The organism is Sporosarcina sp. ANT_H38, assembly GCF_008369195.1.
Classification (GTDB): domain Bacteria; phylum Bacillota; class Bacilli; order Bacillales_A; family Planococcaceae; genus Sporosarcina.
In genome coordinates this window covers 1,717,807-1,744,152 of record NZ_VOBC01000001.1, presented here as the reverse complement: position 1 = coordinate 1,744,152, position 26,346 = coordinate 1,717,807, and the positions used below count along the sequence as shown (strand labels likewise).

At 39.5% G+C, this 26,346-nt stretch carries 25 protein-coding genes; 24 read left to right on the top strand and 1 reads right to left on the bottom strand.

The window, feature by feature from the left end; translation table 11 throughout:
• The first annotated feature begins 229 nt into the window (after window positions 1-229).
• The 20 genes from FQ087_RS08305 to FQ087_RS08210 all read left to right on the top strand — a co-directional run bounded on the left by FQ087_RS08305 (window position 230) and on the right by FQ087_RS08210 (window position 22,007).
• Window positions 230-625, top strand: a complete 396-nt coding sequence (locus tag FQ087_RS08305) for a thioesterase family protein (protein ID WP_149579994.1) — start codon at window positions 230-232, stop codon at window positions 623-625.
• A gap of 40 nt (window positions 626-665) precedes the next feature.
• A complete protein-coding gene (locus tag FQ087_RS08300; protein WP_149579993.1) occupies window positions 666-1,814 on the top strand; it encodes a Leu/Phe/Val dehydrogenase in 1,149 nt (382 codons plus the stop codon).
• A 15-nt stretch (window positions 1,815-1,829) separates the two neighbouring features.
• Window positions 1,830-2,885 (top strand): pyruvate dehydrogenase (acetyl-transferring) E1 component subunit alpha, encoded by a 1,056-nt coding sequence (pdhA, locus tag FQ087_RS08295; RefSeq protein WP_149579992.1) that lies wholly within the window; start codon window positions 1,830-1,832, stop codon window positions 2,883-2,885.
• A gap of 3 nt (window positions 2,886-2,888) precedes the next feature.
• Complete coding sequence (locus FQ087_RS08290) at window positions 2,889-3,905, top strand: alpha-ketoacid dehydrogenase subunit beta (RefSeq protein WP_188006674.1); 1,017 nt, start codon at window positions 2,889-2,891, stop codon at window positions 3,903-3,905.
• 12 nt (window positions 3,906-3,917) lie between these two features.
• Window positions 3,918-5,138 (top strand): dihydrolipoamide acetyltransferase family protein, encoded by a 1,221-nt coding sequence (locus FQ087_RS08285; protein ID WP_149579990.1) that lies wholly within the window; start codon window positions 3,918-3,920, stop codon window positions 5,136-5,138.
• 1 nt (window position 5,139) lies between these two features.
• Window positions 5,140-6,579, top strand: coding sequence for a dihydrolipoyl dehydrogenase family protein (locus tag FQ087_RS08280; RefSeq protein WP_149579989.1), 1,440 nt, complete (start codon window positions 5,140-5,142; stop codon window positions 6,577-6,579).
• 172 nt (window positions 6,580-6,751) lie between these two features.
• Complete coding sequence (locus FQ087_RS08275) at window positions 6,752-7,735, top strand: ABC transporter substrate-binding protein (RefSeq protein ID WP_149579988.1); 984 nt, start codon at window positions 6,752-6,754, stop codon at window positions 7,733-7,735.
• An 18-nt stretch (window positions 7,736-7,753) separates the two neighbouring features.
• Entirely contained in the window at window positions 7,754-8,794 is a 1,041-nt protein-coding gene (locus FQ087_RS08270; protein ID WP_149579987.1) for an ABC transporter permease, read from the top strand.
• Window positions 8,781-9,578, top strand: coding sequence for an ABC transporter ATP-binding protein (locus tag FQ087_RS08265; RefSeq protein WP_149579986.1), 798 nt, complete (start codon window positions 8,781-8,783; stop codon window positions 9,576-9,578). Before FQ087_RS08270 ends, FQ087_RS08265 begins: the two co-directional genes overlap by 14 nt.
• A gap of 163 nt (window positions 9,579-9,741) precedes the next feature.
• On the top strand, window positions 9,742-10,533 hold the full coding sequence (locus FQ087_RS08260) for a fumarylacetoacetate hydrolase family protein (RefSeq protein WP_149579985.1): 792 nt from the start codon (window positions 9,742-9,744) through the stop codon (window positions 10,531-10,533).
• Entirely contained in the window at window positions 10,530-11,288 is a 759-nt protein-coding gene (locus tag FQ087_RS08255; protein WP_149579984.1) for a fumarylacetoacetate hydrolase family protein, read from the top strand. The genes FQ087_RS08260 and FQ087_RS08255 overlap by 4 nt, the downstream gene beginning before the upstream one ends.
• A gap of 21 nt (window positions 11,289-11,309) precedes the next feature.
• The gene (locus FQ087_RS08250; protein ID WP_149579983.1) at window positions 11,310-11,693 is read left to right on the top strand and encodes a 5-carboxymethyl-2-hydroxymuconate Delta-isomerase; all 384 of its coding nucleotides are present in this window, start codon (window positions 11,310-11,312) and stop codon (window positions 11,691-11,693) included.
• A 222-nt stretch (window positions 11,694-11,915) separates the two neighbouring features.
• Window positions 11,916-13,406 carry a 4-hydroxyphenylacetate 3-monooxygenase, oxygenase component gene (gene hpaB, locus FQ087_RS08245; RefSeq protein WP_149579982.1) on the top strand — a complete coding sequence of 497 codons (1,491 nt, stop codon included), beginning with the start codon at window positions 11,916-11,918 and terminating at the stop codon, window positions 13,404-13,406.
• 37 nt (window positions 13,407-13,443) lie between these two features.
• Window positions 13,444-13,935, top strand: coding sequence for a flavin reductase family protein (locus FQ087_RS08240; protein ID WP_255452178.1), 492 nt, complete (start codon window positions 13,444-13,446; stop codon window positions 13,933-13,935).
• 51 nt (window positions 13,936-13,986) lie between these two features.
• Window positions 13,987-14,910 (top strand): 2,4-dihydroxyhept-2-ene-1,7-dioic acid aldolase, encoded by a 924-nt coding sequence (hpaI, locus tag FQ087_RS08235; protein ID WP_149579981.1) that lies wholly within the window; start codon window positions 13,987-13,989, stop codon window positions 14,908-14,910.
• A gap of 194 nt (window positions 14,911-15,104) precedes the next feature.
• Window positions 15,105-16,616, top strand: a complete 1,512-nt coding sequence (gene hpaE / locus FQ087_RS08230; protein ID WP_149579980.1) for a 5-carboxymethyl-2-hydroxymuconate semialdehyde dehydrogenase — start codon at window positions 15,105-15,107, stop codon at window positions 16,614-16,616.
• A 20-nt stretch (window positions 16,617-16,636) separates the two neighbouring features.
• Window positions 16,637-17,620 (top strand): 3,4-dihydroxyphenylacetate 2,3-dioxygenase, encoded by a 984-nt coding sequence (gene hpaD, locus FQ087_RS08225; protein WP_149580811.1) that lies wholly within the window; start codon window positions 16,637-16,639, stop codon window positions 17,618-17,620.
• A gap of 399 nt (window positions 17,621-18,019) precedes the next feature.
• Window positions 18,020-19,009, top strand: a complete 990-nt coding sequence (locus FQ087_RS08220; RefSeq protein ID WP_149579979.1) for an ABC transporter substrate-binding protein — start codon at window positions 18,020-18,022, stop codon at window positions 19,007-19,009.
• Window positions 19,010-19,161: 152 nt separating this feature from the next.
• The gene (locus FQ087_RS08215; RefSeq protein ID WP_149579978.1) at window positions 19,162-19,956 is read left to right on the top strand and encodes a VLRF1 family aeRF1-type release factor; all 795 of its coding nucleotides are present in this window, start codon (window positions 19,162-19,164) and stop codon (window positions 19,954-19,956) included.
• 230 nt (window positions 19,957-20,186) lie between these two features.
• Entirely contained in the window at window positions 20,187-22,007 is a 1,821-nt protein-coding gene (locus FQ087_RS08210; protein ID WP_149579977.1) for a LysM peptidoglycan-binding domain-containing protein, read from the top strand.
• A gap of 76 nt (window positions 22,008-22,083) precedes the next feature.
• Here the strand turns inward: FQ087_RS08210 and FQ087_RS08205 are convergent, their stop codons facing one another.
• Window positions 22,084-22,284, bottom strand: a complete 201-nt coding sequence (locus FQ087_RS08205; RefSeq protein WP_149579976.1) for a hypothetical protein — start codon at window positions 22,282-22,284, stop codon at window positions 22,084-22,086.
• 579 nt (window positions 22,285-22,863) lie between these two features.
• Here FQ087_RS08205 and FQ087_RS08200 point away from each other — a divergent pair.
• The 4 genes from FQ087_RS08200 to FQ087_RS08185 all read left to right on the top strand — a co-directional run bounded on the left by FQ087_RS08200 (window position 22,864) and on the right by FQ087_RS08185 (window position 26,212).
• Complete coding sequence (locus tag FQ087_RS08200) at window positions 22,864-23,028, top strand: aspartyl-phosphate phosphatase Spo0E family protein (RefSeq protein ID WP_149579975.1); 165 nt, start codon at window positions 22,864-22,866, stop codon at window positions 23,026-23,028.
• Window positions 23,029-23,352: 324 nt separating this feature from the next.
• A complete protein-coding gene (locus FQ087_RS08195) occupies window positions 23,353-24,369 on the top strand; it encodes an ABC transporter substrate-binding protein (protein ID WP_149579974.1) in 1,017 nt (338 codons plus the stop codon).
• Window positions 24,370-24,387: 18 nt separating this feature from the next.
• Window positions 24,388-25,437, top strand: a complete 1,050-nt coding sequence (locus FQ087_RS08190) for an ABC transporter permease (protein WP_149579973.1) — start codon at window positions 24,388-24,390, stop codon at window positions 25,435-25,437.
• Entirely contained in the window at window positions 25,415-26,212 is a 798-nt protein-coding gene (locus FQ087_RS08185) for an ABC transporter ATP-binding protein (protein ID WP_149579972.1), read from the top strand. Before FQ087_RS08190 ends, FQ087_RS08185 begins: the two co-directional genes overlap by 23 nt.
• The last annotated feature ends 134 nt before the right edge of the window (window positions 26,213-26,346 follow it).

The window sequence follows — 26,346 nt, the reverse complement described above, 5'->3', positions numbered from 1 at the left end:
AACTAGTAGTGGTCTGGTACTTAACCCTACCATATAAAAGGTTAGTTGAAATTTCGATAATGTAAACAGAGAGCAATAAAAAGAGGAAAAATAACATGGTTTTGTAAGCGGTTACAAAAGTTGGTTTGAAAATAAAAAAAGGAGCCTAATAGAAAATGATTTTAATTTCTTATTTATTTTCAGCATTATAACGAGTCACCTAAACTATAACTTAAGTAGGGGATCGATGATGAAGCGGGGATTAAATGTAGGTAGAGAAGAAAGAATTGAGATAATTGTGACAGAGGATATGTTTGCTTCATTTGAGGGGAAAGTTGTGCACCCTGTCTATTCAACGGTAGCAATGACATATCATATGGAGTGGGTTTCTCGAAAAATCATTCTTCCATTTTTGGAAGACCATGAAGAAGGAATGGGTGCGTCAGTTCAGCTGAAGCATCTTGCGGCATCTCCACTTGGATCTACTGTTACTTTGACAGCCAGTTTAATTGAGCTCAGTGGCAATAGGGTTGTGACAAAAGTCACTGCAGAAAATCATTTAGGGCTTATCGGAAAAGGTGAAGTGATGCAAGTCATATTGCCAAAGGAAAAGATAGCAGAAAAGTTAAAAGAAATTTATTCCTAAAAAGAGAACCAGGATTACCAATCCTAAAGGGGAGAATCGCATGATGCTGGCTGAGAGAACGTCAATAACAAAGGAATTTGAACTCTTCGATCGAATGAGTGAACATGAACAAGTCGTTTTTTGTAATGATCCTTCAACAGGCTTACGTGCAATTATTGCAATCCATGATACAACGCTTGGACCAGCACTGGGTGGGTGTCGTATGCAACCTTATGGCAGTGTGGAAGAAGCATTAGAAGATGTTCTTCGCCTTTCAAGAGGAATGACATATAAATGCGCGGCAGCCGATGTCGACTTCGGAGGTGGAAAAGCCGTTATTATCGGTGATCCCAAAACAGATAAATCACCGGAATTATTTCGCGCGTTCGGTCAATTTGTGAACTCACTCGGCGGTCGTTTTTATACGGGAACGGATATGGGAACAACGATGGAAGATTTCGTTCACGCAATGAAAGAAACCAATTTCGTCAACGGTCTTCCTGAAGTATATGGAGGCGGTGGTGATTCGGCTATTCCGACAGCAGCGGGTGTTTTGTATGGTATTAGAGCGACCAATCAGATGCTCTTTGGAAGTGACGAATTAGGCCAACATATTTATGCGATTCAGGGTCTTGGAAAAGTAGGATTCAAAGTAGCGAGCGGATTGCTTGAAGCGGGAGCTCACATTTTTGTAACAGATATTAATGAAGAAAGTCTGCGGTCAATTGAAGAAGTTGCTGCAAAAACAACTGGCAATGTACAAATTGTTGCTAATGAAGCAATTTATTCGCAGGAAGCGGATCTATTCGTTCCGTGTGCATTCGGTGGGATTATTAACGACGCTACAATTCCTCAGTTTAAAGTAAAAGCGATTGTAGGTTCGGCTAATAATCAGTTATTAGATGATAGACACGGTAAATTGTTGCGAGATAAAGGGATTTTATATGCACCCGATTATATCGTCAATTCTGGTGGACTTATTCAAGTGGCAGATGAATTGTATGGCATTAATCATGATCGGGTACTTGCAAAAACAAAACATATATACGATGCGATTTTGGAAGTGTATAAGGAAGCTGCGAGTAGTGGCAAAACAACAGAGGAATCAGCGAATGCAATGTGTGAGAAAAGAATAGCCGATCGTGGAAAACGGAATAACTTTTACTCAGCACCAGCGAAACCAAAGTGGGCAATTCGCAATCATTCTTGATTGGAGGAAGATTAAGTGGAACATAATTATCCAATAAAAAGAATAGTAGACGATAAAGGCTACTTTGTAGACGCGGATTTTGAAAAGCAGATAGATGAGCAATTGGTTAAAAAGTTGTATTATCACATGTTACGCATTCGTACATTTGATAGAAAAGCGATTAATTTGCAACGACAGGGGCGCCTCGGGACTTACGCGCCTTTTGAAGGACAGGAAGCTGCTCAAGTTGGTAGTGCGCTCGCATTAAATGCGGACGATTGGGTTTTCCCGACGTATCGTGATCATGGCGCAACGATAACATTTGGTAAAAGTATGGCTACGACATTCTTGTATTGGAATGGAAGAGTAGAAGGTTGTGTAGCCCCGGCAGATAGAAATATTTTCCCACCAGCTGTTCCAATTGCGACTCAGCTACCCCATGCCGCGGGTGCTGCTTGGGCTGAAAAGAGAAGGGGAACACAAAATGCAGCAATTGCCTATTTCGGAGACGGTGCTACTTCTGAAGGAGATTTTCATGAAGGATTGAATTTTGCGAGCGTATTCAAAGTGCCAGTCGTCTTTTTTAATCAAAATAATGGGTATGCGATTTCGGTTCCAATTGAAAAACAAATGAATTCTGCGACAATAGCACAAAAATCAGTTGCTTATGGTATGCCAGGATTCCGGATTGACGGTAATGATTGTTTTGCAGTTTACTTTGAGACGAAAAAGGCCTTTGACAATGCTCGGAATGGAAATGGACCGACGTTGATAGAAGCAGTTACATGGCGAAAAGGTGCCCATACGACTGCTGATGATCCGTCTAAATACCGTCCTGAAAAACAAGGGGAAAACTATGTTGACCCCCTTATACGATTAGAGTTATTTATGAAAAATTATGGCTACTGGAATGATGAATGGATTCAAACTACTAAAGAAAAAACAACTAGAGAAGTTGAAGAAGCTGTAGAAGAAATGGAAAAGTTCCCACCGCCGAATGTAGCTGACGTTTTCGATAATGTATATGCTGAAATGCCAGCTCACCTCGCTGAACAAAAAGCAGCTTATCTTGCACATTTAGGGAGGCAGTGATTGATGACCCAGTTGAAAGAGTTGGATCAAAAAAAAGAAACGACAAAACAGATGACGTTAATTCAAGCGATTAATGATGGTATGCGCCTGATGTTAGAAGAGGATGATCGGACCATTATACTGGGAGAAGATATAGGTAAGAACGGGGGAGTTTTTCGTGCGACAGAAGGACTCCAGGAACAGTTTGGTGATGACAGGGTTGTTGACACCCCACTCTCAGAGGCAGGAATTATCGGTACGTCAATTGGTCTTGCAGTTAATGGTTTTCGACCAGTTGCAGAAATCCAGTTCCTTGGGTTTATCTACCCTGCTTACGAACAGATTATGACACATGTTTCACGGATTCGAATGCGTTCGATGTCTCGTTTTACTGTGCCTATGGTCATTCGTGCACCTTATGGGGCAGGAATTCGTGCACCTGAAATACATTCTGACAGTGTAGAAATTTTATTCACACATATGCCTGGCATCAAGGTCGTTTGTCCATCGAATCCATACGATGCAAAAGGGTTATTGATTGCAGCAATGGAAGATCCTGATCCGGTGCTTGTTTTGGAGCCTATGAAAAACTATCGTTCGAAGAGAGAAGAAGTACCTGTTGGAAAATATACTGTAGAAATTGGTAAAGGGAAAATTGTACGTGAAGGTGCGGATGTCACGCTTATAGCTTGGGGAGCTATGATTTCAATAGCGGAGAAGGCAGCTGAACAGGCCGAGAAAAAAGGGATTAGTTGTGAGATTATCGATCTGCGAACATTGTATCCTATTGATCGTGACATTATTGCTGAGTCTGTGCAAAAGACAACGAGGGCGGTCATCATTCATGAAGCACATAATACTGGGGGACTCGGCAACGATATCGTATCGATTATAAATGATACAGCTTTCCTTTATCTACGAGCGCCGATTGAACGCGTTACTGGATTTGATGTACCGGTTCCATTCTTTACATTAGAAGAACATTATCTTCCAACACCGGCACGCGTCGTTGAAGGAATAGAAAAAGTGCTTCATTTTTGAGGAGGAAATGGAATGCTCGAAGTAAAGTTGCATGATATTGGGGAAGGAATGACTGAAGGAGAAGTGATCCATTACTTAGTCAAAGTTGGAGATTCTGTAAGGTTGGATCAGCCGCTAGTCGAAGTACAAACAGACAAAATGGTGGCTGAACTTACTTCTCCCTGCTCAGGTATCGTGAAAGAAATTCGTATCGAAGTAGGTGAAATCGTTCAGGTCGGAACAAGTCTACTTTCCATTGAAGTAGAAGAAGCCATTCGGACTGAACCAAAATCACAAGTAGAGACGAAACAAACTGTCGAAAGGAAAGTAATCCCAACAACAAATGTAGAGGGGAAATCGCTGCCCATTCCTTTTAACCGAGTACTTGCTGCACCATACACACGTAAAATTGCACGCGACAATAACATAAATATTGAGGATGTTCATGCTAGTGATCCCTCTGGAAGAATAACCGAAGAAGATGTTTTCCGTTTTTTAAAAGAACAACAAACTGATTCGGAACCAGTGAAGGATGTTAAGCAGGCAAAGGTTGTTCAAGAGACTCCCGATGAAATTCCGTTTAGAGGGATTCGAAAAAAAATTGCTGAAAAGATGACAAAATCACTCTTTACAATTCCGCATGTTACTCATTTTGACGAAGTTAATATGACGAATTTATTCCATATGAGACAGCAGTTGAAAGTAACTGGTGAATCAGTCAGTGTTCCTGCATTTCTTATTAAAGCACTTGTTATTTCACTGAAGGATTTCCCTATATTCAATGCCGAACTTGACGAAGAAAATAATCGGATATTACTTAAGAAAAACTATCATATTGGTTTCGCTACAAACACAGAAAGCGGACTAATTGTCCCAGTTATCCATGATGTCGATAAGAAATCAATTAAAGAAATTAACAAAGATATAAAAGGATTAACGGAAAGAGCAATCGCTGGGAAATTACAACCGTTTGAAATGCAAAATAGCACATTTACAGTGAGTAATGTTGGGCCCCTTGGTAGTACAGGGGCAACACCAATTATCAATTACCCGGAAACGGCACTTATTGCTTTCCACAAAACAAAAAAACAACCGATCGTCAATATTCATGATGAAATCGTTATCGGTCATATCATGACACTATCCATGGCATTTGACCACCGTGTTGCTGATGGCGCGACAGCCGTTGCATTTACGAACCGCTTTGCAAGCCTAATTGAACAGCCACACAAACTGATGATGGAGATGATTTAAAATGGTTGTTGGGGAAATCAGTCAGGAAAGAAATCTCATTATTATTGGAGGGGGGCCAGGCGGCTACTCTGCTGCCATTCGCGGTGCACAGCTTGGTCTCTCAGTCACGTTAATTGAACAAGCTGATATGGGCGGTGTTTGTCTGAATGAAGGGTGTATCCCATCTAAAATCTTTACACATGCAGCAGCTAAATACTCAGAAATAGCTCATTTTCAGGATATGGGAATTGGAAGTTCTGATAACCTATTCGATATAAAAAAGCTCCTTTCTTATAAAGAAAAAGTTATCAATCAGCTTAGATCTGGTGTAGAGAATCTATGTAATGCAAACAAAATTGAAATAATTCGTGGGAAAGTTACATTCCTTACGATAGACAGAATCGGTGTAGAAAATGGACATCAATTTGATATTTTTGAATTTGATCAAGTCATTATCGCTACAGGAAGTAACCCAATTATGCCATCTAGCATACAAGAAAAAGGGGAAAGAATTCTATTGCCACATGAACTATATAAATTGGAAGAGTTACCAAAACACTTGATAGTAAAAGGTCAAGATTACATTGCACTTGAAGTCGCTTCTAGCTTTGCGGCTTTAGGTTCACAAGTCAGTATTGTTATTGATGACAAAGTAGGCTTTCCTTTCGATGAATCCATCAATAAAGAATTAAATCGTTTATTAAAAAAGCGTAAAATAAAAGTGTATAAAGAACTTGAATTCATATCAACAAATCAGACTGAATACGGAATTACACTAACGTTTCAAACGGATAAAAATATAGAAGAGACCATAAGTGGATCGCATCTATATGTATCCGGTACAAGGAAACCCAATTTGGAAACGCTAGGTATATACCGTTTCGGAATTGAACAAACAAGTAAAGGATTCATAAAGGTAAACGGAAATATGCAATCATCGATCCCTTCTGTCTATGCAATCGGTGATGTAACGGAAGGTCCAATGCTCGCAGTGAAAGCAATCAAACAAGGAAAAGCCGCTGTAGCATCGATTGCAGGGGAACAAACGGAAGTGGATCTTACATTTATGCCAATTGTTGCACATACAATTCCGCCAGTTGTTTCCGTGGGACTTACGGAACAAACTGCGCGCGAAATTGACTTGGCAATTCGTGTCAGTCAATATGCTCTAGGTGGAAACGGGTATGCAACAATCACTGGGAAAAAGGATGGGTTTATTAAAGTGATTTCTGATTCAACAACGGAAATCATCCAGGGCATTCATATGATTGGAGAAGGAGCTGTTGAAATGTCAGGTTCCTTTGTCCAGTTGCTTGAAATGGCTGCGAAAGAAGAAGATATTAAATTCCCACACTATGCACATCCCGGATTTAATGAAGGACTACTTGAAGCGGTAGAGGGGTTAATCGGACAAGCAATTCATGCAGCACCGATTAAAAAGAAAGACTTGTTAACGATCTGATTGAAGAAAGTCCTATCTATGTTACTAGCAGAATTGTATACTAAACGAATAAGGAGACTGAATATTGTGATGATGAAGTTGATTTAGTTTTTCTTCGACACATCATTACACACTTTAATTCCTTTGATCCACATTAATACTAACTAATACAGTGTAAAGAGGGGGAATTGTTATGAAGAACGGCTGGAGAAAAATGTTGGCTGTAATTTTTAGTACCACATTACTACTTGCAGCATGTGGTGATGGTGGGGAAGGTCAGGAAAAGGAAACGACCTCGAAAAAATATAAAATAGGTGTCAGCCAAATTGTAGAACACCCATCACTTAATGCAGCTTACGATGGTTTTAAAAAGGCCTTAGAAGACGGAGGAATTAACGCAGAATATGATGTTCAAATTGCCCAAGGTGATAATAGTGCGAATACGACGATTGCTACTAATCTTGTCAGCGCAGATGTCGATCTAATATTCGCAAACTCAACTCCTAGTGCCCAGGCAGCTGCTAGCGCTACATCAGAAATTCCAATTATTTTCACATCTGTAACAGATGCAATTGGAGCAGAACTTGTTGACTCAATGGAAAGCCCAGGGGGTAATGTAACAGGTACAATCGACGCTCATCCTGAAGCGATTTCCGATACAATGAAGTTCCTTAAGGAAGAATTAGGTGCAAAAAATGTAGGAATGGTGTTTAACTCTGGAGAGCAGAACTCTCGTGCTCAAGTAGATGCCGTAAAAGAAATACTAAAAGGTCTGGATATGACTGTAGTTGAAGCATCTGTTGCGACTTCTGCAGATGTGAAACAAGCGACAGAATCATTGCTTGGTAAAGTAGATTCTATGTACATTATCACTGATAACACGGTTGTTTCTGCGCTCGAATCGGTCATTTCAGTTGCTAATGACAATAAAATTCCAATGATGGTCGGTGAATTTGACTCTGTAAAACGAGGCGGCTTAGCAGCATATGGGTTTGAATACTTTGACATCGGTTATGAAGCAGGACAAATGGCTGTGAAAATCTTAAAAGGTGAAAGTAAACCGGCTGATTTACCTGTTCAAATTCCTCAGAAGTTAAAATTGATTATGAATAAAGACACTGCAACCACTGTAGGAATTGACATAAAAGACGAATGGAAAGCTGAATTCAGCGAATAAAATTGGAGGTGATTCTACATGTTTTCAGCTGTTTTTGGCTCTGTAGAGCAAGGAATCATCTATGCAATTATGGCACTTGGCGTGTACATTTCATTCCGAGTGTTGGATTTTCCGGATTTAACAGTTGACGGAAGTTTTGTAACTGGAGCTGGAGTTGCGGCCACGATGATCATCTTCGGATATCATCCGGTGGCTGCTACGGCGGTTGCTATCGTAATCGGTTTTCTTGCAGGATGTGTGACTGGCCTCCTACATACAAAAGGGAAGATCAATGCGCTTCTATCGGGAATACTAATGATGATTGCTTTGTATTCAATAAATTTACGCATAATGGGGCTGACCTCTCCAAATTCAATTGGTCGTCCGAATATACCTTTATTAAATGCTGAAACACTATTCATTCAGTTTAAAACGTTCTGGAGTTCTTTAGGTATCGACTCTTCCATTACAAATTTTTTCAGTATGCTAGGGTTTCAGCACTTACCTTCAAGTTGGGGTACATTGTTCATCATGATCATTATCGTGTTGATCATTAAATTTGTTGTCGATTGGTTTTTGAAAACTGAAGTGGGTCTTGCGATAAGAGCTACTGGTGATAATAAGAAAATGATTCGAAGTTTGTCCGCTAATACAGATACACTCGTTATTGTTGGTCTTGGCTTTTCAAATGCGCTTGTTGCATTTTCTGGTGCATTGATCGCTCAGTATTCCAAATTCGCTGATATTGGAATGGGAATTGGAATGATTATCATTGGATTAGCTTCCGTAATTATCGGTGAGGCAATATTTGGTACGAAGACGATTATGCGAACAACATTTGCTGTAATTGCAGGAGCCATTATTTATAGAATCGTACTAGGTCTTGCACTTAGAGTGGACTTTCTCGATACGGGAGATATGAAATTAATTACTGCTGTAATTGTAATTGGCGCGTTGATCTTACCTCAGTTCTTTGAAAAGAAGCGAGAGAAAAATAGAAAAGCCAAACGCCATGCTGAACGTTTAGAAGAGCATCAAAATTTGCTTATGAAGGGGGGCAAATCCGTTGCTAAAACTTAGTCAAATTAATAAATTATTTAATGAAGCAACACCTGATGAAAAAATTGCTTTGGATCAAATTAATCTGAAATTAAACCCAGGGGATTTTATGACTGTGATTGGAAGCAACGGTGCTGGAAAATCGACTATGTTGAATATGATTTCCGGTGCTCTTTCTCCTGATTTCGGTGTTATTGAAATTGCTAATAAAGACGTTACAAAATTGCCGGAATATAAGCGCTCACAAATGATTGGAAGGGTATTTCAAGATCCGATGGCAGGAACAGCTCCTACGATGACAATTGAGGAAAACCTTGCTATGGCCTATTCACGAAACAAAAAGCGACTATTAAAAAAAGGCGTTGACAAGAAGCGTCGTGAATTGTTCCGCGAATCTCTTGAAACGCTCCATTTAAACCTTGAAAACCGTCTGAATGCAAAAGTAGGAATGCTTTCTGGTGGAGAGAGGCAAGCACTTTCACTGTTGATGGCTACCTTTACACAACCATCTATTTTGCTTCTTGATGAACACACTGCTGCACTAGATCCAGCACGAGCCGAACTAATTACAAAATTAACTAAGCAACTTGTTGAAAAGGATCAGCTTACAACACTGATGATTACTCACAATATGCAACAAGCACTCGACTTAGGGAACAGGCTAATTATGATGGATAAGGGGCAAATTATTTTAGAAATAGAAGCAGATGAAAAGAAAGAATTAACAATTCCAAAGCTGATGGATGAATTCCAACGCATTCGTGGCGAAAAATTAACGAGTGACAAAGCATTGTTGTCGGTGTAATAAGTTGTTTTAAAACGCTTGGGCGTCTCTTCTATTAGTTTGTGGTTTGAAAACTTCAATCTACAGGAAGGGCGCCTTTTTGTGCAAACAGAATAGTATTTCTCAGGAAATATAGTTATATGCGCTATGGAAAAATAGCCTACTAACTAAAGGAGTGGAACGTATGAACTTGGCAAGGATGAAAGTGATAGGGACACGAGAATTAGTTTCAGTGGATGTAAATACAGAAACGAATACAGTCAGGTTAGAAGACAGGGTGTTAAGTACTGATGATATACAGCTCGATATCCCTATTACAGGAACGGTTTTTGGTACATTGCTGAACTATAAGGGAGTACTTGCAAGACTTGGCGATGCTGTAAATGACAAACCGTATAGTTCACCGCCGATTGCCCCGGTTCTTTATATTAAACCGGCAAATACTTTCAATCGTTATGGTGGGGAAATTCCTATGCCAGCTGGAGTATCGAAGCTTGAAATAGGGGCGGCACTTGGAGTAGTAATTGGTAAAAAAGCTCTCGCTGTGGACGAAGCGATTGCGCTGTCTTATGTGGCAGGTTATACGATTGTGAATGATGTCAGCGTGCCACATGATAGCGTATACCGTCCTGCTGTTCAACATAATGCACGTGATGGTTTTTGTCCAATTGGTCCATGGATTATTGCTCGTCATGAAGTGGATAACCCTGATGATTTAGCTATTCGTGTATTCATCAATGATACTCTTCATCAGGAAAATTCCACATCGAATTTGATTCGTTCAGTCTCACGTTTACTTGCAGATGTAACTGAGTTCATGACTTTAAGTCCGGGTGATGTATTACTCGTAGGGGTTCCTGAAGAGGCACCACAAGCTGTGATAGGAGATAAAATTCGAATCGAAATAGAGGGTATTGGCAGTTTGGTTAACGTTATTGTTGACGAAAAAGAATCCAAATGGAGGGGGACGATATGAGAAAAGCGCGAATAGCATATGGGGGGGCCATCCATGAAGCAATTGAATGGGAAGGGCAACTCAAATTAGATGATGGTCGAATTGTAGAAGAACACGAAGTAACTTGGCTTACGCCGATAGAACCTCGAACAGTATTTGCATTAGGGCTCAACTATGCGGATCATGCAGCAGAACTTGCTTTTGCCGCGCCAACAGAACCACTCGTCTTTTTAAAAGGACCGAATACGTTTATTGGGCACCTAGCGTATACGCGTCGTCCCTCAGATGTAACCTATATGCACTATGAATGCGAATTGGCGGTCATCATCGGTAAAACAGCCCGCAATGTTAAAAAAGAAGACGCCTATAAATATGTTAAAGGGTACAGTGTCGCTAATGATTATGCAATAAGAGATTATTTGGAAAACTATTATCGTCCCAATTTGCGCGTGAAAAATCGTGATACTGGTACGCCATTTGGCCCTTGGATTGTTGATGCGATAGATGTTACCGATCCGATGAATTTAAAATTGACGACATATATCAATAACGAACTCGTTCAAGATGGAACGACTGCGGATATGATTTTTGATATTCCAGCCCTTATTGCGTACTTAAGTAGCTTTATGACGTTAAGTGAAAATGACGTCATTCTCACAGGTACTCCTAAGGGGTCTGTCGATACAGTCGCTGGAGATGTTGTTGTCACAGAAGTGGAGGGAATCGGACGCTTGGTAAATACCATTATCGGGGACGAATCCTTTACAAATCGATAGTGTGAAAAGGAGGGAATCTACTTGCCACATTTTATTGTAGAGTACACGGATAATATTAAAGATCAAGTGAATATTGAAAAACTATTTGAAGAGATTCATAAGGTCTTGATTGCACGAGACACTATATTTCCGATAGGAGGAATTCGGTCGAGGGCGATTGAGCTTAAAGAGTACCGTGTGGCAGATGGTACTGAGGATGATGCCTTTGTCCATGCCGTATTGAAAATAGGGGCTGGACGCTCAGAAGAAATAATGAAAGACGTTTGTGATGCGCTATTTGAAGTGATGAAAGACCATTTCTCACTAGTAATGTCCGAGCGCTATTTAGCATTGTCAATGGAATTAATCGAATTTAGTGAAGCAGGTACGTATAAACAAAATAATATTCACTCTAGATTTAAGTGAAAGTGAAAACAACTGGTTAAGTAACCTATTAAATTCAGCAGGAAATAACTGTTAAATATTTCTTGTAATCATATATGATTTAGTATATCATCATAGATAAAGAGTTCTGAAGATTAAAATTACTGAAAACTTTTTCAGTGGCCAGAAGAAATCAATAAGTAGAAGTAGTAGAGATGGCTTGAATTTGAATGGGAAATGTATACGAAATAAGGAGGGAATAGAATGGGCGCACGAACGGGGAAAGAATATATTGAAGGTATTAAAGAACGGAATACGGAAGTATGGATTCACGGTGAGAAAGTAGAAGATGTTACCATACATCCAGCATTTAAAAATGTAGTGGAAAGTGTTGCGGGTCTTTATGATTTACAACACGAGAAGCCAGAAAAAATGCTGTATACATCACCGACCTCTGGAAAAAAGGTTGGCCTTTCTTTTATTGCACCTAAAACGAAAGAAGATTTGTTTAAAAGACGTGAAATGCATACTGAATGGGCGACTTTTTCCGGCGGTATGATGGGACGTTCCCCAGACTATTTGAATACAAGTATTATGGCATTTGGTACAGCTAGTCAGTTTTTTGCACAAGAAGGCGGCGGAAGCGACCAATTTGCAAAAAACGCAGCTAATTACTATGAATATGCACGTGAAAATGATATTAGCTTAACACATACATTAATTCATCCACAGGTAAACAGGTCGATGCTCACACAAGCAGAGCAAAAAGATCCATTTCTCTCCGCACGTATTACGAAAAAGACTTCAGACGGAATTATTGTGAATGGTTGTCGTCTCTTGGCAACACTAGGCGGTATTACTGATGAGCTCGTTGTATTCCCCTCTACTATAAACAGAACGCCAGGAACTACAGATGATCCATTCGCATTTGCGTTTGCAATCCCAAATAATACAAAGGGCTTAAAATTCCTATCCCGTGAATCATTCGACTATGGCAAAAGCAAATGGGATCATCCATTAGGTGCTAGGTTTGATGAGAGTGATGCAATCATTTCATTTGAAGATGTATTTGTTCCATGGGAAAGAGTTTTTGTAAGTGAAAGTACAGATATATGTAATCGTACGTATACCGAGACAAATGCGGTTATACATATGACGCATCAAGTTATCTCTAAAAACGTCGTTAAAACCGAGTTCATTCTAGGTGTTGTCATCAGTATGATGGAGGCAATTGGAATTGATAAATTCATGCATGTTAAAGAAAAAGCAAGTGAAATCATGGTTATTTTAGAAGTGATGCGTTCTCATTTATTCAAATCTGAGCATAATGCTAAGATCGATCAATACGGCAATATGACGCCAGATTTTGAACCACTAAACGCAGCGCGCAATTGGTTCCCGAAAATGTATCAACGTATGAATGAAATCATTAAAATTCTAGGGGCTTCCGGATTGATGGCACTTCCAACTGAAGCAGACTTTAGCAATACAGATGTCGGCCCCTTAGTTCATCGTTACACACAAGGTGCAAATATTAACGGCGAGGAAAAAGTACAGTTATTCCGTTTAGCATGGGATATTTCTATTAGTGCATTCGGTAACCGACAAGCTCTCTATGAATATTATTTCTTTGGAGACCCAGTGAGAATGTCAAATGCCTATTATGATGGATTTGATAAGCAACCTTATAAAGATATGGTTACAAACTTTTTAAATAAATCGAAAAAAGAAGCGGGCATAGTATTTTTAAAATAAATCAACGTCTTATATGAGTTGGAAAGGAGAATGAATGATGCTGCAAGTAGAGTACGAGATTGATGATCGGTTATTCCGAAATGCTATGGGCAGTTTTGCAACAGGCGTAACGGTTATTACAACAGAAATTGAAGAAGAGGTACATGGCATGACAGCGAATGCGTTTATGTCTATTTCTCTAAACCCGAAGTTGGTTGCAATTAGTATTGGAGAAAATGCGAAAATGCATCAGCATATTAAAAATGCTAATCAGTTCGCGATTAACATATTATCATCTGACCAACAAAATGTGTCGAAGCGATTTTCAGGTCAGCTTAATATAGATTCTGAAATTACATTTGATTCTTATAAAGGATTGCCAATCCTAGAAGATGCGTTAGCCGTTGTTACGTGTGAATTGTATAGCGAATATGTTGTAGGCGACCATACGATTTTTATCGGTCATGTTACTGGAGTTAAAATCGAAGAAAAAGAGCCATTAATGTTTTGCAACGGTAAATATCGTGAATTAAAAGAACTTGAAGGATAGAAATTTTACTATGTAAACAGGGATTTAATAACGTTGAAGGAGTGAATTATATTGGCATATGAAGAAGCTAAAAAAAAGTTAAGAGGTTCAATTTGTCCTGTAATTACACCCTTTACTGAGAGTGGTGCGATTGACGAAAAAGTATTTACTGAGTTGATCAATTGGCAAATTGAAAGCGGAAGTCATGGGATTTCTGTTACAGGAACGAGTGGTGAACCGAGTTCTTTAACAATTGCTGAAAGAAAAAGAGTTATGGAACTAGCAAAAGAAACGATTGCAGGACGCGTGTTTTTTGCACCTGGTACAGGGTCGACAAACCATGATGAAACAATGGAGTTAACGAAATATGCAGAAGAACTAGGTGCAGATGCCGCAATGGTTATCGTACCTTACTACAATAAACCGAACCAGGAAGCACTCTATCAGCACTTTAAAACGGTAGCAGATTCAGTTACAACGCCAATTATTATTTACAATATACCAGGCAGGTCCGCTGTCAATATGGAAGTTAGTACGATGAAACGCTTAGTCCAGGATTGCCCGAATATTATCGGTGTAAAAGAAGCAAATAAAGATTTTGAACACGTCAATCGTGTATTACTAAACTGTGGAAGAGATTTCCTATTGTTCTCAGGAATCGAACTGCTTTGCTACCCGATGCTTGCAATTGGCGGTGCTGGATTTATTAGCGCTACAGCAAATGTAGAGCCAACAAAAGTAGCAGAACTTTACAATGCATGGGTTGCCGGAGATGTTGCGAGAGCACAAGATCTTCACTTCGAATTAATGCCGTTAAATGACGTACTCTTCAAAGATACAAATCCATCACCAGTTAAAGTAGCACTTGGCATGATGGGGAAAATCACTCCGAAACTTCGCTTACCTTTAGGCTTACCTTCTGCAGAAATACAACAAGAAGTTCGTGAATCACTTATTGAACTGGAAATCTTACCCAAGGAAGTTGCTGCGAAATGAATAAAAAATAATATATTTGTTGAAAAAATGAATGCCTAAATAAACTGAGCGAAGGCGCCTTACAAGGGGTAGCCGAAGCCCTAAGACTGGCGGCAAAGCTGCTTGGCTTAGGGCGGGAGGCATTCCCTAGCGTCGTAGCGAATTCGATGGGATTCATTATTTCTACAGATATAATAAGAAAACGGGTGATAAGTATGGTGTCAGTCCATGGTTTAGCTTCTTATAAACATGAAACACAAAAGAATATTTTACTCTATATAAATGGAGAATTCACTCCCGCTTTAAGTGGGAAGACTATCAAAAATATCAATCCGTTTACCAATGAACAAATTAATGAAGTGGCTGAAGGACAATCTGCTGATGTAAATAAAGCGGTAGCAGCTGCGCGGGAAGCTTTTGATCATGGTCCTTGGAAAACAATGAAGCTTAATAAAAGAATGGCATACATTTACCGTATTGCGGATTTGATTGACGAAGAAATAGAGAAAATCGCTTACTTGGAATCACTTGATACAGGACTTCCAATTAGCCAAACACGAAATATGGTAAGCCGAGCTTCAGAAAATTTTAGATTTTATGCTCGTATGGTGGAAAGTCGTCTTGTTGGAGATGCCTATCAAGTAGATGATGAATTTATCAACTACACAATACATGCGCCTGTAGGAGTGGCAGGATTAATCACGCCATGGAATGCCCCTTTCATGTTAGAAACATGGAAAGTTGCACCGGCACTTGCAACAGGAAATACAGTTGTTTTGAAGCCGGCAGAACTATCTCCACTTTCAGCTAATCTATTAGCTGAAGTGATTCATAAAGCCGATCTTCCTAAAGGTGTTTTCAACGTTGTTCATGGCTACGGTGAGACAGCAGGGGATTCACTGGTAAAACATCCTGATGTCCAGCTGATTTCATTCACAGGGGAAACAACGACGGGTTCAACAATTATAAAAAATAGTGCCGATACACTGAAAAGTTGCTCGATGGAACTTGGTGGGAAATCACCAATTATCATCTTTGAAGACGCTGATTTCGATCGTGCTCTAGATGCTTGTGTCTGGGGGATTTATTCTTTTAACGGTGAACGATGTACTGCTAACTCTCGCTTGTTTGTACAAGAAGGGATCAAAGATAAATTTATTGAGGCTTTAAAAATTCGTGTAGAAAATATTAAAGTCGGTGATCCACTTGACGAAAATACTGAAGTGGGGCCACTAATCGATAAAGGGCATTATAGTAAGGTGAAAAAATACTTGGAAATAGCAAAAGAAGAAGGCACCGAAGTGATTACTGGAGACATACCGATAGAATTCGCTAGAGGAAACTTTGTAGCACCGACGCTACTATTAAAAGCTGAAAATAATATGCGCGTTGCACAAGAAGAAATCTTTGGTCCAGTTCTAACAGTGATGACATTTAAAGATGAAGAAGAAGTCATTAAGTTGGCAAACGCTATCGATTACGGACTTGCTGGTTATGTATGGACGAACGATATTAAACGAGGACATCGCGTTGCGCATAAAGTTGAAGCAGGGATGCTTTGGGTGAATGCTCAGAACGTTCGTGATTTAAGAACACCTTTTGGGGGCTCAAAATCCTCTGGAATTGGACGTGAAGGTGGACATTACGGCTTCAATTTTTATACTGAACAGAAAATTATTCATGTTTCAATTGCTGAACATCGTATTCAGCAGTTCGGGAAAAAATAGAGAGAGGTATGGTGAATACGTTGGACTTCTCAATCATTCGAATCGCGAGAACTGTTCTTCATGTACTGGATTTGCAGGTGTCACGTAAGTTCTATGTTGATGGATTAGGCATGATTGAAACAGAAAGTGATGAAAACCATATTTACTTAAGAGGTTTAGAAGAACATTCGCATCATAGTTTACTATTGAAAAAGGCAGACAAAGTAGCTGTAGAAGTACTTAGTTATAAGGTGGAAAAAGAACAGGATCTCGATGAAATTGAAAAGCTATTCATCTCACAGGGCCTAAAAACAAAATGGATAGCGAAAGGTCAACAACATGCCATTGGAAGAACCCTTCGAGCCCATGATATCTCAGGTATACCATTAGAATTTTTTGCGGAAATGCACACTGTCGACCGGATGTTACAGCGCTATGATCTTTATCGTGGAGCGAAAATTCAACGGATTGACCATGTAAACTGTGCAGTACCTGATGTTCAAAAAGCTTATAATTTCTATGTCGATCACCTAGGATTCTCGTGTTCAGAGTATACGGATACTGAAGATGGAGACTTATGGGCAGCATGGCTTTATCGAAAGCCAACTGTTCATGACCAAGCATTCATGAGTGGACCTGGGCCAAAATTGCATCATTTTGCTTATTCACTGACAGATCGGCTTAGTGTGCTCGATTGTTGTGATGTTTTGGCAAGTATGGGGTATGCAAATTCGATTGAACGTGGACCTGGTCGTCATGGATTATCCAATGCTTTCTTCCTCTATTTGAGAGATCCAGATGGCCATCGAATTGAACTCTACACGGGTGATTATTTAACAAGTGATCCAGACTTAAAGCCGAAACGCTGGGATTTAAATGACCCACTTCGCCAAACTTTCTGGGGACATAAAGCACCAGATTGCTGGTTTAATGAAACAAGTACGTTCCTGGATATTGAAACGGGTGAAGAAATAGAATGTACAGAACCATTATTGGAACAAAGACAACCGAAAATAATGGCTTGATGTAATGAGTCTATTTAATACCGTTTCGATACTTAGTGGCTGCCTAGTACCCCATTGCCGGTTAGTGACTCCATGTGTGTGTCTTTAAATTGTGATAGCAGCTGCCATCAGATTCATTAGAAAAATATGAAACACCTACGAAAAAGTACTTGGTAACATTTTTGTAGGTGTTTTTTGCATGGATAAGAGTTGACGATTGCAAAATAAATGGGCGACTTAGAAATTGGACATGCTAGGGACTGTCCGATTTGAATAGCTCGAACGAGATAACTTAATATTTAGAGATGTCCGAAACCTTATTGACTATTAATAACAGTCAGTGTAGCATTATGAAAAATTATCATTAGGAATCAAATTTTCACAAAATATGTAGGTTTAATTAAATAAGGGGGAAAAAGAATGAAGAACTATTGGAGAAAAATGGCGGTTGTAGTTTTTAGTGCTGCATTGCTTCTATCGGCGTGTGGTGGCGAAGAGAAGAAGGGATCGTCCGAAAAAAATGAGGAGACAAAGAAATATAAAATAGGTGTCACGCAGATTGTAGAACACCCATCTTTGAATGCTGCTTTTGAAGGATTTAAAAAAGCGATTGAAGATGCAGGGCTTGACGTGGAATATCTAGTGCAGAACGCACAAAATGATAACAGTGCTAATACAACGATTGCTACAAACCTTGTTAATTCTAATGTAGACTTGATCTTTGCAAATTCGACACCTAGTGCACAGGCAGTGGCGAGTGCGACTCAAGAAATTCCGATTGTCTTCACGTCAGTTACAGATGCTGTAGGTGCTGAGTTGGTGAAATCATTAGAAAGTCCTGGAGGGAATGTAACAGGTACAATTGATTTACATCCTGATGTAATTCCGCAGACACTGACGTTCCTGAAAGAACAATTAGGAGCGAAAAATGTAGGCATGATTTTTAATTCAGGAGAACAAAATGCACGAGCTCAAATGGACAAGGTTCATGAAGTAATAAAGGATATGGATTTGAATGTTGTTGAAGCACCTGTTGCGACATCAGCAGATGTAAAACAAGCTGTCGATTCATTGATTGGTAAAGTAGACTCTTTGTATATTATTAAGGACAACACGGTTGTTTCTGCGCTTGAATCGGTAACTTCAGTTGCATATGACAATAAACTACCAATGATGGTCGGTGAGCTAGATTCCGTTAAACGAGGTGGATTAGCAGCATACGGTTTTAATTATCATGATCTTGGTTATGAAACAGGTCAAATGGCTGTGAAGATATTAAAAGGGGAAAGTAAAGCATCCGAATTACCTGTACAAGTTCCGAAAAATTTAAAATTTGTAATCAATGAAGAGACAGCATCTAAAATTGGTCTTGAAATTAAAGAAGAGTGGAAAGCTGAACTTAGTGAATAAATAGAAAATGTTGCCTTAATTTCTTAGAGTTTTGATCCGGTTGAACTAGTAAACATGAATTTCATGTGACAGTATCACTCGCAATTCGTTTTAGACTTAGCGCAGGAGGGTATGCTAGTAAAGAATCAAAACTTAAGGAGGTTAATTAAATTATGTCATTAAGCAAAGAAATTCAAACCTTAAAAAACTTTCAATGTGAAGATCGTTGTGTATTGAGTGTATATTTAAACACCAATCCGGGTGATCCAGAGCAATTAAATGGTGCGTGGAGAATTCATTTGAAGAGTGGTTTAAAGCGAATTGATGAGTATTTGAAAGCTTCTGATGACGAAAAAGAAATAAAGGCTTTTAATGCCGTTAAGACAAAAATCGAAAAAGAGGTCGAGGATAATAAGAATGATCTAAGTAAAGGTGTTGTCATTTTTGCATCAGCAGACCCAGAATTATGGTCAGTTCATTATGTTCAAGTCCCTGTGAAGACTAGCTTCCACTGGGAAAACCACCCAGTAACTCAAGAAATGGAATATATGTATAAAGCATATCCGGAAGCGGGTATTATCTTACCAAGCTTCGGGGAAGTACGCATTTTAGATACAGCAATGGGAGCTGTCATTGGCGAAGTTACGTACGAATTCGACCCGAATCTGGAAGGATGGGGAGAACGGAGTAAAGCTTCGGCAGCGCATAATGTTGGAATGGGAAGTTCAAAAGGTGACGCAATTGAACCTCGCCTGAGAGAAAATCTACAAAGGTTTTATAAAGGAATGGGTGAAATCGTTGCGAAATTGAAGAAAGAGCGCGGTTGGGCAGAAATCCATGTGTCTGGAGAAGCTGATTTGGCAAATGCATTCGCCGAAACTTTGCGTGAAAAGCCAGCAAGCTGTATTTACAAAAACCTAAATAACAGCAAACCGAGTGATGTGCTTCACCAAGTTTTTGAAAAATAAATAAGCAAAATTGGAACAACGAACCGCTCTTTTTTAGAGCAGTTCGTTTTTTTAGTTCTATGTATTAGAATCGTCCAATGAACAAGACCTTTATTTAGAACATAACGCCCACTAGACGAATAACATAGGTATGGATAGGAAGGTGGGACTCAGGTCACACACGTACCCCAGTTGCTAGTTACTGGAACCGGATTCAACAGATATTGTTATTATGAAGGGATGTGTTATCAATGCAACTTTTTTATGTAGTTCGGCCTGGTGATACATTAATTCGCATAGCTAAGCGGTGGGAACTTCCAGTGAAATCACTTATTGCCGCAAATAATTTAACGTCTCCGTATACAATCTCTGTAGGGCAACAGCTATCAATTCCGCCTGGTGTCAATAAGTACCGTGTGAAGTCGGGTGATTCTGTGGATCGAATTTCCCAAACGTTTGGTGTTCCTGCTTCTTTGATAGCTGAAACAAATAGGCTTAGTCCACCTTATGTCTTAGCGGTTGGTCAGTTACTCCAGATACCGCCTGGTGTTTCTTATTACGTCGCCCAACCTGGGGACACATTGAGTAAAATTGCTAATCGTTTCAACGTAACGACAGATGGTCAAATTAACCCCGGGTATCTACAGAAGGTCAATGAACTCCCGTCCACGGGGATTAATCCAGGAATGAAGTTAGTCGTTCCTTACGCTCCTACGGGTTACCCAGGATTTCTTGCATATACATCCAATCGTGGAGGGCAGTACGATATTTGGGTTTATAATCCGCGAACTGGGGAAAATAAACTGCTTACAAATGGTTTAGGTGATGTATTCTCAAAGCCAGTTTGGTCGCCAGATAGCAATCGAATTGCATTTGTCGGGAAGGATAGAATTATCTATATTATTTACGCTGAAACGGGTTTAATTGCCGGTATTGATCAGTTGGAAGTAGGAGTAGATTTTAGTCTCGATTGGTCTCCGGATAGTTCCAGTTTGGCTTATGTAGCTCGAGGAATGATCTTGTTGTATAACGCCACGCTTCATGAAGCGGAGACAATTATGCAATCCGGCGCATCAGATGTTAGTTGGTTTCCGAGTGGCACGGAGTTACTGTTTCAAGCGCCTGATAGTTCTGGTATAAGTCAGCTTTTCCGAAGTAATACGTACGGAACGGCTAAAAAGCAAATTACTAGAAATACAAACGGTCCTCTTCATGATACACATTTATCGCCTGATGGTACTTTTGCTTTCTATACAACACCAGGAGCAAGTGTTTCAATCATTTACACCGTGGAAATTGCTACAGGTGCTGTACATGAAGTGAAGGGTGGACCAAACGGCAAAAACTACTTCCCAGAATGGTCTCCGGATTCTTTACGGATTGCCTATAGTGCAACCGCATTTGAGGATAGAGGCTACTTTGCGCAAATTAGAACTGTGGACCGTCAAGGGAGCGAGGATCGGATATGGGCGATTTCGAATTGTTTTTCTACTCCGGTCACATGGTCACCAGATGGAAGAAGAATTGCTTACCTTTCTGGATGTAAAGAGCAGGAATTTGCTACTGAGATGTGGGTGATCGATTTAGGTCATCCCGTCCCAATACGACTTATTGAAGGGGTAAATATCGTGTCAGTGCAATGGTCACCAACGTCGATTCTAGATTTGTTGAAAAAGGAATTTACGAGTGAAAAATTTGGTGTTAACTTTCAATATCCTGCAAGTTGGCAGAGGGTGAATGATGAAAGGTACGAAGGTGATGATGGCTTTTTTCAAATTTCAGCTCTTGTAGGATCGAATTCAATTGACAGGGTATGTCATGACGTAGCTTATCAGAAATCAATGCCCTATGGCTCGGCGCCACAAATAATCAAAACACAAAATTCATATGAACAGTCCTGCACAATTTTACCTTCTGCTGACCAACCAATTGAAATGAAAGGGCAGGCAGCTTTTATCACAGAATATCCAAGTCCACAAACGATTGATGGGGTGTCCTATAATTACTTTATATTATGGGCAGATAAGGAACATATTAACGAGATTTCAACAACTATCATGTTTTTACCGTAACGCAATCCAAAAAATAACCACTAGGATTGTACTCCTAGTGGTTATCAACTGCCTCTTTAGTTAATTTCATATTCAGTTATTTGTAGGTCTTTTCCGATTCACTCTTTTTTCGGTCATTTGTAGTCATCGGTTCATGCAGCGGATTCAGGTTTCCGAGTTCAGCTAACTCCAGAGAAATTTCTTCTTTCATAGTGCTCGACTTTGTTTTTTGTCGTTTTGATGTAGGTGGTGCAGAAGCTGCCTTGTTTACAGTTCCTTTTTGATTATCTTTTCCCATAAAAAACCCTCCATTTCAACAAATATGTTCCTTTTTAATATGGCTTAAAAAACGATTTTAATCCGTATTTTTGCAAATCATTAATTGTGAGGAAACATTCAAGACGAAATAAGCATGATATATGATTAACTATGCTTTTTACTTTTCCTTGTGAATGAGGTGCAAGCGGAAAAATTATTGCTTATTCAATTACACAAACTGTTATTATTGACGATTGTTAAATACTGACGGTCGACACAGCCAATTGCACTTGAAAAATGTAATGCGTCGTTATTAACCTGTATCGCTCTGGTAGTGACTGATTGTATTCTAGGTATTCCAACGAATTTGAAGTGAAATTGTTCTGTGAAAGGTTATAAAATTTAGCTAACTCTAATTAAAAGCGTATTGGAATCCACAAGAATCAAGAGTTTCGACTTATATTCCTGCGATTTATGACAAATTTGTGAATTAGTATAATTTTCCCTTAATACGACATTTTTCTCGAACAGAATGTTGTACGATGTAATAGTTGCTTCTGTACTTACTAGATGAAGGCCACATAAATGGAAGCTGAATATATCATATGGAGGAAGATTTGTGAAAAGGCTATGGGATGAAAAAGCGTTGTTGCTTCAAATTGGAATTAAGAGAAAAGTTATGTATAGACGGGCAAAAACTTTCGGATTTACGCATCCTTTGGTAGTGGAATGTAGTCAAGAATTAGATAGATTAATCAATGAATATCATGAAAAAGTTTCGTAATCAACAGAAAAGCTGCCAATTGTAAATAAGGGTTTATCCTATTAGTGAGAATAAGAAAACGATCAACTCCTGAAACCGAGGTTGGTCGTTTTTTTGTTTAAAATGGTGCTAAATGACAATTTAGATACTATGTGTTTAGTAACGAAATTTAATTGTTAGGATTTAGGGGAATAAATATGTAATTCTGAAATTGTAAGCGCTTTAATGTTTAGAATAATTAAAATTCCGTTGACTAACATTTACAAACAGTGTATTGTTACGAATAATTATCGTCGCAAAAGTGTTTCTATAGAGAAGGCGATAATGAAAAAAGGGGGAATAGAAATGAAAAGTAATTTGGTAATGTATGCAGTAGCAATATTCAGCGTTATGTTCATACTTGCGGCATGTGGAGGAGAAAAAGCTGATAATGCAACCAAACTGTCAAATAACGAAAAAGGAACAGAACCTAATGAAGAAACGACGAAATATAAAATTGGTGTGACACAAATTGTTGAGCATCCATCTTTGAATGCTGCTTTTGATGGTTTTAAAAAGGCCATTGAAGATGCAGGTCTTGAAGTAGAATATGATGTGCAAAATGCACAGAACGATAACAGTGCGAATACAACGATAGCGAATAACCTTGTGAGCACAGGCGTTGATTTGATTTTCGCGAATTCAACACCTAGTGCACAGGCTGCAGCTAGTGTAACGCAAGAAATTCCAATTATTTTTACGTCAGTTACTGATGCTGTAAGCGCTGAACTGGTAGCAACGCATGAAAATCCAGGTGGAAATGTCACAGGTACTATTGACAATCATCCTGACGCGATACCAAGTACGATGAAGTTTCTAAAAGAAGAGCTTGGAGCAAAAAATGTTGGAATGGTATTTAACTCTGGTGAGCAGAACTCTCGTTCTCAAGTTGATGCAGTTAAAGAATTGTTAAAAGGTATGGATATGAATGTAGTGGAGGCATCAGTGGCAACTTCAGCTGACGTTAAACAGGCTGCAGAATCATTAATTGGTAAAGTAGATGCGTTCTATATCATTACAGACAACACAGTTGTCTCTGCACTTGAGTCTGTCGTATCAGTCGCAAATGACAATAAGATTCCAATGATGGTTGCAGAATTCGACTCTGTAAAACGTGGCGGCTTAGCGGCATATGGATTCGAGTATTATGATATCGGCTATGAAGCAGGTCAAATGGCCGTTAAAGTTCTAAAAGGTGAAAGCCAACCAGCTACTTTACCTGTGCAAATTCCACAAAACTTGAAACTTATCATGAACGAAGACGCAGCTACTGCAATCGAACTTGATATTAAGGACGAATGGAAAGCAAAATTTAGCGAATGAGTTAGGGGATGATTCTATATGTTTAGTGCTATTTTTGGCTCTGTGGAGCAAGGGATCATCTATGCAATTATGGCGCTTGGAGTGTACATCACATTCCGAGTGTTGGATTTTCCAGATTTAACGGTTGACGGAAGTTTTGTAACTGGGGCATCGGTTGCAGCTGCAATGATTATTTTTGGCTATCATCCGCTATTCGCAACGGGAGTAGCGATAGTCATTGGATTTATCGCGGGTTGTGTTACGGGTCTATTACATACTAAAGGAAAGATTAATCCATTACTTGCAGGAATTTTGATGATGATTGCCCTGTACTCTATCAATTTAAGGATTATGGGCCTAACGTCGGAAACTTCAGTGGGACGCCCAAATATTCCACTATTAAATGCGGAAACGTTGTTTAGTAAATTCCATGCGTTTTGGAGTACACTTGGCATTGATAATGCCATTAATCAATTTTTCGGCATGCTTGGTTTTCAGTATTTGCCTTCAACATGGGGAACTCTATTTTTAATGATTGTCGCTACGTTTATTATTAAAGTCGTTGTGGATTGGTTCTTACAAACTGAAATCGGGCTCGCAATACGAGCAACCGGTGACAATAAGAAGATGATTCGTAGCTTCTCGGCGAATACCGATACGCTTGTAATTCTGGGGTTAGGCCTTTCTAATGCACTTGTCGCTTTTTCTGGTGCATTGATTGCTCAGTACTCGAAGTTTTCTGATATAGGTATGGGGATCGGAATGATTATTATCGGACTAGCTTCAGTAATAATCGGTGAAGCAATTTTTGGTACAAAAACGATAATGAGAACAACGCTTGCAGTTATTGCGGGTGCTATTATTTATCGAATCGTATTGGGTTTGGCACTCCGAGTAGATTTTCTCGATACGGGAGATATGAAGTTAATCACTGCCGTTATCGTTATAGCTGCACTTATTTTGCCGCAGTACTTTGATAAAAGACGGGAAAGTAGAAGAAAAGCGAAACGTCATGCTGAACGGTTATCTGCTTACGATCATGTGTTGAAAAAGGAGGGAAATGCAATTGTTGAAACTCCAACAGATTAATAAAGTGTTCAATGAAGCAACTCCCGATGAAAAAATCGCGCTTGATCAAATCAACTTGCATTTGAAAAAAGGTGATTTTGTTACCGTCATCGGCAGTAATGGCGCAGGTAAATCAACAATGATGAACATGATTTCTGGTGCACTAACGCCTGATTTTGGTGTTATTGAAATAGCAGGGGAAAGTGTCGTGAAACTTCCCGAATATAAACGTTCAGTAATGATTGGTAGGGTATTCCAAGATCCGATGGCTGGAACTGCCCCGTCAATGACGATTGAGGAAAATTTGGCAATGGCTTATTCGCGCAACAAAAAACGCGGATTACGCAAGGGAGTTCACAAGAAACGCCGTGAACTATTCCGGGAATCACTTGAAACACTTCATTTGAATCTGGAAAATCGTTTGAACGCTAAGGTGGGCATGCTTTCCGGTGGAGAACGTCAAGCACTTTCTTTGTTAATGGCTACTTTTACCCAACCATCGATTTTGCTGCTGGATGAACATACAGCTGCGCTAGATCCATCGAGGGCGGAATTGATCACGAATCTGACGAAGCAACTCGTAGAAAAGGATCAGTTGACAACGCTGATGGTCACACATAATATGCAGCAAGCGATGGATTTAGGAAACCGTCTTATTATGATGGATAAAGGGCAAATTATTTTAGAAGTCGAAGCAGAAGAGAAGAAGCAGTTGACAATTGAAAAGCTAATGGCTGAATTCCAACGCATTCGCGGTGAAAAGTTAACGAGTGATGCTGCGTTGTTGTCTGTGTAAAGTGAATAAGGAAGAGACACCACAACCTGAAGACGAGGTTGTGGTGTTTTTTATGAAATCGCGGAAAGTCGCTGGTAAATCACGATAGCCACGTATTTATTCCACAAAACCAAGTTGATTCGCCAAACTTTATC